Consider the following 10,845-nt stretch of genomic DNA (forward strand, 5'->3'; position numbering starts at 1 on the left):
ATACCGGATAACCTCGTTCGGTTATCTGTTTTACGGCTTCAATTTTGAATTCTTCAGGGTAGCGTTTACTGCTCATTTAACACCTCTTTTTTGACCATTATAAAATGGCTAAGAAGTGTCTAGTAAATTAGTGGCGATTCACTTTCCACTTATTTTCTACTTTTACTGTTTCATCATTCGTGTGAACTGATTTAACTTGGATTCGGTAATAATTTGAGTTGTCAGCAACAACCGAATCAGTTTTTTTACCATGATCAATAGCGGGGATTAGCACTTCCCATCCATCGCTCATTAACCAAGCGGAAGCAAGTTGTTCGAAAGAAAGTTGTTTGTGAGCAGTAAGAGTTGTTTCTTTGAGAATGCAATTTTTAACAGGCATAGCAATATCCTTGTACAAGGTTAATGCCGTATGACAGCTTTTAAGGCCTCCGAGACTAACTCTGTTAGTACTCCCGATTTACACCAATTATTGCTACAACAATATATAGAAACTAAGGCTGCCAGCCTAAATCGTTTGAACTCCAGTTCTACTAGATTACAAAAGCTTCTATCAGACTCTGTCTGTGGATGTGTTTGGGTTCATTATATTGTTAGATGATTAAGTTAGCAAATTCAAAAAAATAACCAAGTAGAGTTAAGTAGGATTAACGGTTATCCGGGTTGTTGAGAGTGAGTTTAAGTTGTTGATTTAATTAAAATTTGTGGCTCATAACCCGAAGGTCGTTGGTTCAAATCCTGCCCCCGCTACCAAATTCGAAAGCCTGGTTTTTCAAACACTTACGAGTGAATGAGGTCTAGCTTTTTCATGTCTGGAATATATTCCTTGTACTGATTTTGTACCACGACTAGGCAAAATGAAGTAATGAAATCATGCATTGAACAATATTGATGGTGCATTGTCTCGTAATTAAGTTGTTGAAATATTAAGGATTGATGGAATGGGTGCTCAACTCATAATCCGATTGGTTCGAACGTCGTATAGTTAATTTTAATTAGAGAATTAGTTTGCTAAATCAAACGGTTAAATATTTTTTAATCGTCATATTGTCAGTTAACGTTTTCCATCTTTGCATCAATATTGCCCAAGCATCGCTATAAACCTGGGGAGGAATTTATTCTCGTTTGGTAGTCTTTGTAGTGTTCTAATAATAGCTAGCTCAAACTCAAATCAACTTTTTTGAGGGAATGACATGTCTGTAAAAACGGTTAATGAAGAGGCAACTCAAACAACATCACTTCGCCAGTGGATTAGATTAGTTGTGGCATATCTCCTAATCCCGCTGATTTTATTTATAAGTAGTGGGGACTTCGGATGGTGGCAAGCTTGGCTATACTCTATGTTGATCGTGGTATCTGGTATTGGTAGTCGAGCCTGGGCTGAACGACGACATCCGGGGCTAACTGCCGAAAGACAAAATATTAAAAATATTCAAAGCGCCAAGAGCTGGGATAAAGTGCTCGCACCGCTGATGGCGGTTAGTCTCGTGTTCCCTATGGTCATCGTGGCTGGGCTGGACCATCGATTTAACTGGTCCCCCGAATTTCCGCTATGGCTTAGCATAGTAGGATTCATATTTATCGCGTTCGGGTACACTTTCGCTTCATGGGCCTTGGTAGAGAACCGCTTCTTCTTCAGTTTAGTACGGATAGATCGAAGGCATGAGGTGTGTGATACTGGTCCATACCGGTTTGTAAGGCATCCGGGTTATGCCGGAAATCTTCTTCCACTATTCGGTATTGGTTTTGCTCTGGGTTCGGTGTGGACTCTGATGCCTGCAATGGTAGCCACAATCATTACGGTTATTAGAACGGCACTTGAAGACAAGACCTTAATGGAAGAGTTGTCGGGTTATAGAGATTATGCACAACGTGTGCGCTATCGTCTGATTCCGTGGATTTATTGAGAAACGCTAAATGGTATAACTTATTGAAAATGCTATAAATAGCGGCTTATTTCTGGAAGGGAATTGGTTCAAGTCCAGCCCCGCTAACAAATTCGAAAGCCAGGTATTTCAGACACCGACAGTGTTTTGAAGCCTGGCTTTTTTATGTCTAGAGTATATCTAACGCACTTAATGCACTGGATTTTTAATCAAAACCTGAACTATGGTTTTGGTTAAATTTTCTCTTTTCTTCAAGCTTTTGTTTCTTATGCTGGGTTCAGCGCTTTTATCGTGTTGTTTATTGGTCTAATAGCCCGAAAGTCGTTCAATTACATAATCTGATTCAAGGGCGTCGGTAATGGACATTGGGATTATTTTGTCTTTAAAAGCGTTGTTATTTTGGTGCAGGGTTGTGTTTATTTGAAGTTTAATTTCATCGGTTGTTTCGATAGGTTCATGATTTCATTTTAATTTACACTTTATGGCATGTAGATGGTTTAATAATGCGTTCATAATTTTTTAAGGTTTCTGCAGTGGGACAATATGATTTTTTAAAAGTCTTGTTGATTGATGAGGACTTGGCGAGGTCGGCTTTATTGCGTCAGTCTTTACAGGATCACGGCTATGAAGTCATTGCCAGAGTTGAACCTGGGCCGAATTTATTGGCAAAGGTTGCGCAATATATGCCTGACGTCATCGTGATAGACACGGCCTGTCCGGACCGCGATATCTTGGAGAGTATGTCTTTATTGAACCAGCATAATCCTATGCCGGTAGTGATGTTTTCCGAAGAGGATGACGACCATACGGTAAGCGAGGCGATTCGTTCCGGTGTGAGCGGTTACGTTGCCCGCGACACCAATCCTGACCGTGTACGCTCGATTATGAAAGTGGCGATAGCGCGTTTTAAAGAGTACCAGGCATTAAAAGAAGAATTGCATAAAGCCAAATCCGAATTGGAAGGGAATAAAGCGCTACAAAAAGCCAAGGCGTTATTGGTGGAACATAAGGGAGCGACCGAACAGGAAGCGCATCAGGCTATTCTACGTATGTCTATGGAGCAAAATAAGCCGGTCGCGGAAATCGCAAAAAATATCATTCAAGTATTGGAAATCCAGTTGTAGGAGAGACGGGTGACTGAAAAATTAAATATCGGGTTTACTCCTTTAACAGATGCGGCTCCCTTAATCGTTGCCAAGGAAGAGGGCTTTTTTGCCAAGAATGATTTGGATGTGACTTTGCATCGTGAAGTTTCCTGGTCAAACATACGCGACAAGCTTGCATTTGGTGAGTTTGAAGCCGCACATATGCTGGCGCCGATGCTGATGACATCGGCTCTGGGAGTTGGAGGGGTAAAAAGCCCTTTGGTCACAGCCTATTCTTTCGGCCTTAACGGAAATGCGGTCAGTGTGTCCAATGCGCTTTATGCCGAGTTGAGTCAATTTGAGTCACAATTAGTGCTAAAGCCGGAAAAAAGTGCCTGGACTTTGAAGCAGGTCGTCGAGCAAAGAAAACAACAAGGTTTGCCGATGATTCGCTTTGCGGTCGTGTTTCCTTTTTCGATGCACCAGTATCTGTTGCGTTATTGGTTGGCCACCGGCGGTATCGATCCGGATCAGGATGTGCAAATAACCGTGGTGCCGCCTTCCAGAATGGTTCAAGCTTTGGAAGAAGATCTGATTGATGCCTATTGTGTGGGAGAGCCCTGGAATACGCATGCCGTAAAACGTGAGGTTGGGGTCACTCTGATTACCGGTTATGAGATATGGAACAATGCCCCGGAAAAAGTTCTGGGTGTGCGTAAAGAATGGGCGGACACAAATCAACAAACTCACGAACGATTGATTCTGTCGCTTTATCAGGCGAGTGAGTGGATTAGCCGGGTAGAAAATCGTGAACGTTTGACTGAATATCTGTCGTTGCCGGAATATGTCGGCGCGCCGATTGAATCTATCCAGAATGCAATTAATGGTGAGGTGTGCAATCCGAGTTGTTCAACCTGCCGAAAGATTCCCAACTTTGCTTTGCCTTTCAATAACCTGGCTAATTTCCCTTGGCAGTCACACGCGGAATGGGTTTTGTCGCAAATGAAGCGTTGGGGGCAAATTCCGGATGAGGTGGACATCGCCGAGACGGCTGAGGCCGTGTACCTCACGGACGTGTACCGTTCGGTTTTAACCGCTTACGGGGTTCAATTGCCAAGCGTAAATAAGAAGGTGGAAGGCCAGCATTCAGAACCTTGGTTGTTGGAAGGTATTGAGCTGGGGGCGGATCAATTTATTGCGCCTTTGACGGAAGATTAAATAGGAATAATGTTTATATTTGGTGCGACATTGTTTTTATATTGTGCGTTTTTGGAGCGAAAATGCTTTTTCGAAATGGTGTGATTTTGTTTAACTTTATGATTTTTAATAAAAATTAATTTTTTGGAATGGTATTTTCTTTATATTGGCTAAATTCCATATAGAGTGTAGACGCTCACAGAGTCCTTTGTCAGGGGGCTTTGTGGGCGTTTTTTTTTGCCTGCAATTTACGCTCTGGCAGGGACGAAGATGGAATAAGGGTATTTATCAGCAATGTGTCTCCAAAAAATGAAGGAAAAACCTATGTCGTCAAATCCTGTAACCAAAACACTAAGCAGACGAAACTTTTTTAAAAAAACGAGTCTGGCATTGGCAACCAGTTTGTCCCTATCTATGGCGAGTTATGCTCCCGTTGTTTATTCCGCTAGCGAATTAGGCTATCCGGAAAAAGAAGAACTCAAATTCGGTTTTATCAAATTGACCGATATGGCGCCTTTAGCCATTGCCTACGAGAAAGGTTACTTCGAAGATGAAGGGCTATATGTTCAACTTGAAGCACAAGCAAACTGGAAAGTCTTGTTGGATAGAGTGATTGACGGTCAGTTGGACGGTGCGCATATGCTGGCCGGACAGCCGATCGCAGCGACCATCGGCTATGGTACCAAAGCGAATGTTATCACTCCGATCTCAATGGATTTAAACGGTAATGCGATCACGGTTTCCAATAAAACCTGGGAACAAATGAAGTCTCACGTTGAAATGAGCGACGGCAAGCCTAAGCATCCGATCAGTGCAGCGGCTTTGAAGCCTGTGGTTCAAGAGTACAAAAACAACGGAAAGCCTTTTAAGATGGGAATGGTTTTTCCGGTTTCGACTCATAACTACGAACTGCGTTACTGGTTGGCGGCAGGTGGTTTGAATCCGGGCTATTATGCACCGAATAAAGGGGATACGGCCGGAACGATCAATGCGGATGTTCTTTTGTCGGTCACGCCTCCGCCTCAAATGCCGGCGACCATGGAAGCCGGAACCATCGAAGGTTATTGTGTGGGTGAGCCTTGGAACCAACAAGCGGTTTTCAAAGGGATCGGTGTGCCGGTCATTTCCGATAACTCGATCCAAAAAAACAATCCGGAAAAGGTTTTCGGGTTGCGTGAAGATTTTTACGAGAAATATCCCAATACGACTATCCGTATCGTAAAGGCGATGATTCGTGCCGCTTATTGGTTGGATGAGCAAAACAACAAGAACCGCTCGGATGCAGTGAAAATTCTATCCAAGCCGAATTATGTCGGTGCCGATTATAAGGTTATCGCCAACTCTATGACCGGTACGTTTGAGTACGAAAAAGGGGATAAGCGTTCGGAACCCGATTTCAACGTCTTCTTCCGCTATAACGCAACCTATCCTTATTACTCCGATGCGATTTGGTATATGACTCAAATGCGTCGTTGGGGACAGATTGCACAGGCGCAATCGGATGATTGGTATAAAAATATGGCGAAAAAAGTGTATCGTCCCGATATTTATAAGCAAGCGGTTGAAGCTTTGATCGCTGACGGTACTTTCAAGAAATCCGATTTTGCCGATGTGTATAACACTGATGGTTTCCGCGGCGTGCAGGACGATTTCATGGACGGTATTCCTTATGACGGCAACCATCCGAATGACTATATCGACAGTATGAAAATCGGTTTGAAAGGCAATCAGGAATTATAACTTTTCAGCTAAGCCCGGTTCGAGCCGGACAGGTTTGACCGAGCAAAGCGAAAATTGAATAGGAAATGGAAGGAAATTTGTATGAATCCATTAACGTGGGCTTTTATCGAGCCTTTTTATAAGTTGGTTATCGGCGAAGACCGTAAAGGACAGATCAATTTATTGATTCGTTCGATTGGTTTGCCTTTAGCCGGAATCCTGGTTTTTCTGCTCTTGTGGCAGGGGGCGGCTTCTAATATAAAGACATCGCTCGGGCAGTTTCCGGGGCCGGTTCAAACTTTAGAACAGTTCCAGAACCTGCAAGCCGAAGCGGAAGCAGCTGCGGTCAAAGAGGAACGTTTTTACGAGCGTCAGGAAGAACGTAACGCACGTAAGCTGGAAAGAGATCCGAGCGCGGAAATCCGTGTGCGTGATTATGTCGGGCCTCCTACCTTCTTCGATCAGATCGGTCGTAGTTTGGTTACGGTGATGAGCGGTTTTATCTTGGCCTCGGTGATTGCGATTCCTTTAGGCATTCTGATCGGTTTGAGTAACAGCGCTTATGCGGCGTTCAACCCATTGATTCAGATTTTTAAACCTGTTTCGCCTTTGGCCTGGCTGCCTTTGGTGACCATGGTGGTTTCGGCGCTTTACGTGACGGATGACCCCATGTTCGACAAGGCCTTTTTAAACTCCATGTTTACTGTCATGTTGTGTTGTTTATGGCCGACCATCATTAACACCGCTGCGGGCGTGGCGACAGTGACGCAAGATTTGAAGAACGTCAGTCGTGTTTTGAACCTTAATTGGTGGACGCATGTTCGCAAGATCGTTCTACCTTGTTCGATTCCAATGATGTTTACCGGATTGAGAATCTCTTTGGGGATTGCCTGGATGGTTTTGATTGCGGCGGAAATGTTGGCGCAAAATCCCGGTTTGGGGAAATTCGTTTGGGATGAATTCCAAAATGGAAGCTCGGATTCTTTAGGACGCATCATGGTAGCGGTCATCGTTATCGGGATTGTCGGGTTCTTACTGGATCGAGGCATGATGCTACTGCAAAAAGTCGTATCTTGGGATAAAACGGCGGATATTCGCTAGCCGTATTAACTAAATTTTGGGAGTAAAATTCATGTCAGAATGCCATTTAGAATTAACGAATGTCGGAATCGAATTTCCGACGCCGAAAGGGCCGTTTCGAGCTCTGAGAGAAGTGGATTTAAAGATCGATAAAGGGGAATTCATTTCCTTGATCGGTCACTCTGGATGCGGGAAATCAACCGTTTTGAACATCGTGGCGGGTTTGTATGAAGCAACCGAAGGCGGTGTCTTGTTAAACGGTAAGGAAGTCAGTTCTCCGGGTCCGGAAAGAGCGGTCGTGTTTCAAAACCACTCGTTGCTACCTTGGTTGACGGCTTACGAAAATGTCGAGTTGGCGGTGGATCAGGTATTCAAAAAGCAGAAATCCTCTGCCGAGAAAAAGGAATGGATCGAGCACAATTTGAAATTGGTGCATATGGATCATGCCATGCATAAGCGTCCGGGCGAAATTTCCGGTGGTATGAAACAAAGGGTGGGGATCGCCAGAGCCTTGTCTATGCAACCGGAAGTGATGTTGATGGACGAGCCGTTCGGCGCATTGGATGCTCTGACTCGTGCGCACTTGCAGGATTCGTTGATGGAAATTCAAAAAGAATTGAATAACACGGTCATTATGATCACGCACGATGTGGATGAGGCAGTGCTTTTGTCTGACCGTATCGTCATGATGACGAACGGCCCGGCCGCGACGATCGGCGAGATTCTGAAAGTCGAGCTGCCGCATCCGCGCGACCGTTTGGCTTTGGCCGATGATCCGCAATATAACCATTATCGTTCTGAAGTGTTGCGTTTCCTGTATGAAAAGCAACGCAAGGTGGATCACTAATTGCACTTGTTTGCTTCTTTTTTATAAATTTTGGTGCAATTATAATTTTAATGATTTAAGTTGGATGTATTAACTTGTTGAAAAATAAGTAAAAATTATTTTTTAAAAGTTGGCATTCAAATTGTTATAACAAACTTACAATTTAATTTGATCTGTTGTTGGGTCCGGATATTTCCATAAATGGTTTTTTATGGGAAGCTAGGCCTAATCGACTGTCTGGACCCTGCATCTTCAATCTAAGGAAGTGCAAAATGAGTCACAAACTCGTTTTAATTGGTTCAGGCATGGTCGGCGCCCGTTTTCTCGAGCGTCTTCTGCAGCAAGCCCCCGGTCAATATGACATTCGCGTCTTCAATAAAGAACCGTATGGGGGATACAATCGCATTATGCTTTCTCCTGTATTGGCGGGCGAAACGCAACTTTCCGATATTATGACCCATGGACCTGAGTGGTTTCATGCGCATCAAATTCAACTGCATACCAATTGTGAAATCGTCGAAATAGACACAGAAGCCCAGCAGGTATATACCGCTGACGGCGAATCCTATCCTTATGACAAATTAGTCCTGGCGACCGGTTCCGAAGCCGCCATTCTGCCGGTCCCGGGAGCGGAATTGGATGGCGTAACCGGTTTTCGCAGTATCTCCGACGTCAATCGTTTGATGTCTTTAGCCCAGTCCCACCGTCGTGCCGTTGTGATCGGCGGAGGGCTTTTAGGCTTGGAAGCCGCCAACGGCCTTTTACAGCAAGGTATGGACGTTACCGTTGTGCACCGTAATCCGGTGCTGATGAATACTCAGCTTGATGACGTGGCGGGCCAGCTATTGTTGGAATCCCTGCAAGATAAAGGTCTGCGTTTTGAATTGGGTGCAAATACCCGCTGCATTCTGGGTCACAAATCGGTGTCCGGTGTTTTATTGGAGAACGGCCGTTTACTGCCAGCTGACTTGGTAGTGATGGCAGTCGGCATTCGTCCTAATATCCGTTTGGGACAAAAAATCGGTCTACAGAGTCAACGCGCTTTGGTGGTGAACGAACAGTTGCAAACTTCGTCGCCGAATATCTATGCCTTGGGGGAATGTGTCGAATTTTCCGGCCAGACTTTTGGTCTGGTGGCACCTCTATACGAACAGGCTGAGGTTCTAGCCGCCCATCTAGCAGGCAAAAAAGCCGCTTACCGTTTGAGCGAAACAGCCACCAAACTCAAGGTGAGTGGTATCGAATTATTTTCCGCCGGTAACTTCCAGGAAACCGAGCAAACCGAATCTATCGTCTTCAAAGATTTAAGTCGTCAAGTCTATCGCAAGATTGTGCTTTTGAATAACCGCATACAAGGGTTGATCGCCTACGGCAATGTCACGGGTTCCAAGTGGTTGTTTGAGCAGTTGGAGCAGAAAAAAGACGTTGGCCCTTTTCGCAGTACTTTGGCCTTCGGTGAAGGGTTTGCGGCAGTCGAAACTATAGGAGCAAAAGCATGAAACAACGTATCGTCGTCATCGGCAATGGCATGGTAGGGCACAGCTTTATCGAAAAATTGGTCGCCAGTCCGCAAGGTCAGGATTTTGAAATTCATACCTTTTGTGAAGAACCTCGACTGGCTTATGACCGCGTTTATTTGTCGTCTTATTTTTCCGGCAAAACAGCCGAAGATTTGTCTTTGGTCAAACCGGGATTCTATGAGCAGAATCAGATACAGGTCTATCTTGGCGATAAGGCCGTTTCAGTGGATACGGAAACGAAACAGGTGACTTCAGCCAAAGGAAAAGTTGTGGCCTATGATCAATTGATCATGGCAACCGGTTCTTATCCTTTTGTACCACCGATCAAGGGCAACGACCGTTCCGGATGCCTGGTTTATCGCACGATTGAAGATCTTGAGGACATTCAGGCTTCTGCCGAGAAGGGGCGTGTAGGCGTCGTTGTCGGTGGCGGTTTGTTGGGCTTGGAAGCGGCGAAAGCTTTGAACGATCTAGGACTGGAAACACATGTCGTTGAATTTGCCCCTCGTTTGATGCCGGTGCAGCTGGACGACGGCGGTGCGGCGTTGCTGAAACGAAAAATTGAAAAATTGGGTGTAAAGGTTCACTGCTCAAAAGCGACCACCGAAATTATCGATGGCGAAAACTGTTTGAACAAGATGGTGTTTGCCGACGGCGAAGAACTGGAAACGGATATTGTGCTCTTCTCCGCCGGGATACGTCCAAGGGACGATCTGGCAAAAGAGATGGGCTTGGAATTAGGCCCGAGAGGCGGGATTGTAATCGACAATCAATGCCGTACTTCGATCCAGGACATTTTTGCCATCGGGGAGTGTGCGTTACACGACGGCATGATCTATGGTTTGGTGGCACCTGGCTATGCCATGGCTCAGGCCGTGGTCGATCAGTTAAACGATGACAGTGCGGTATTTACCGGCGCGGACATGAGCACCAAACTCAAGTTAATGGGAGTGGATGTCGCATCGATCGGTGATCCGCACGGGACGGATGAAAACGCACTCTGTTATGTCTACGAGAACGGTCCGGAAGAGGTTTATAAAAAATTGGTTGTCAGCCCGGACGGCAAGAAACTGCTGGGCGCCGTCCTTGTCGGCGATGCCGAAGATTACGGCAATCTATTGCAGTTGAAACTGAATGACATGGAACTGCCGGAGCACCCGGATAGCCTGATTCTGCCTAGCCGTGATGGTGAGGCTTCGAGTCTGTTCGGCCCGGAGGCGTTGCCGGAAACGGCACAGCTTTGCTCTTGTTATGACGTCTCCAAGGGAGATGTGATTCTAGCGGTTGAAGGCGGCTGCTGCACCATGGCCGATATCAAGTCCTGCACTCAGGCGGCAACCGGTTGTGGCGGTTGCGCGCAGTTGGTTTCTAATGTACTGAATCATGAATTGTCGAAGCGCGGCCATGAGGTCAATACCGATATTTGTGAGCATTTTGCCCATACCCGCCAAGAGCTTTTCCATATCTGTCAGGTCGAAGAAATCAAAACATTTGACGAACTCCTTAACAGTCACGGCAAAGGACATGGCTGTGAT

Annotated in this window: 10 protein-coding genes; 8 read left to right on the forward strand and 2 right to left on the reverse strand. The window is 45.4% G+C overall.

Going from position 1 to position 10,845, the window contains the following annotated elements; all coding sequences use genetic code 11:
- Together ABY044_RS11945 and ABY044_RS11950 are read right to left on the reverse strand one after the other, a co-directional pair.
- A partial coding sequence (locus tag ABY044_RS11945) for a transposase (protein ID WP_373018913.1) occupies nt 1-76 on the reverse strand: 76 nt, incomplete at its 3' end.
- A gap of 51 nt (nt 77-127) precedes the next feature.
- Nucleotides 128-379: a group I intron-associated PD-(D/E)XK endonuclease gene (locus ABY044_RS11950; RefSeq protein ID WP_373020950.1), complete on the reverse strand. Its 252-nt coding sequence runs from the start codon at nt 377-379 to the stop codon at nt 128-130.
- A gap of 811 nt (nt 380-1,190) precedes the next feature.
- On the opposite strand from ABY044_RS11950, the gene ABY044_RS11955 reads away from it, so the two are divergent.
- The 8 genes from ABY044_RS11955 to nirB form a co-directional block, all read left to right on the forward strand.
- Complete coding sequence (locus ABY044_RS11955; protein ID WP_373020951.1) at nt 1,191-1,904, forward strand: isoprenylcysteine carboxylmethyltransferase family protein; 714 nt, start codon at nt 1,191-1,193, stop codon at nt 1,902-1,904.
- Nucleotides 1,905-2,416: 512 nt separating this feature from the next.
- On the forward strand, nt 2,417-3,007 hold the full coding sequence (locus ABY044_RS11960; RefSeq protein WP_373020952.1) for an ANTAR domain-containing response regulator: 591 nt from the start codon (nt 2,417-2,419) through the stop codon (nt 3,005-3,007).
- A gap of 9 nt (nt 3,008-3,016) precedes the next feature.
- Nucleotides 3,017-4,186, forward strand: coding sequence for a CmpA/NrtA family ABC transporter substrate-binding protein (locus ABY044_RS11965; RefSeq protein WP_373020953.1), 1,170 nt, complete (start codon nt 3,017-3,019; stop codon nt 4,184-4,186).
- 303 nt (nt 4,187-4,489) lie between these two features.
- On the forward strand, nt 4,490-5,905 hold the full coding sequence (locus ABY044_RS11970; RefSeq protein WP_373020955.1) for a CmpA/NrtA family ABC transporter substrate-binding protein: 1,416 nt from the start codon (nt 4,490-4,492) through the stop codon (nt 5,903-5,905).
- 81 nt (nt 5,906-5,986) lie between these two features.
- The gene (locus tag ABY044_RS11975) at nt 5,987-6,985 is read left to right on the forward strand and encodes an ABC transporter permease (RefSeq protein WP_373020957.1); all 999 of its coding nucleotides are present in this window, start codon (nt 5,987-5,989) and stop codon (nt 6,983-6,985) included.
- 31 nt (nt 6,986-7,016) lie between these two features.
- Nucleotides 7,017-7,811, forward strand: coding sequence for an ABC transporter ATP-binding protein (locus ABY044_RS11980; RefSeq protein WP_373020959.1), 795 nt, complete (start codon nt 7,017-7,019; stop codon nt 7,809-7,811).
- Nucleotides 7,812-8,062: 251 nt separating this feature from the next.
- Nucleotides 8,063-9,289, forward strand: a complete 1,227-nt coding sequence (locus tag ABY044_RS11985) for an NAD(P)/FAD-dependent oxidoreductase (protein ID WP_373020961.1) — start codon at nt 8,063-8,065, stop codon at nt 9,287-9,289.
- On the forward strand, nt 9,286-10,845 hold a 1,560-nt coding region (gene nirB, locus ABY044_RS11990), incomplete at its 3' end, for a nitrite reductase large subunit NirB (protein ID WP_373020963.1). The genes ABY044_RS11985 and nirB, both read left to right, overlap by 4 nt.

Origin of the sequence: Thiomicrorhabdus sp., from assembly GCF_041583835.1 — a bacterium.
Taxonomy (GTDB): domain Bacteria; phylum Pseudomonadota; class Gammaproteobacteria; order Thiomicrospirales; family Thiomicrospiraceae; genus Thiomicrorhabdus.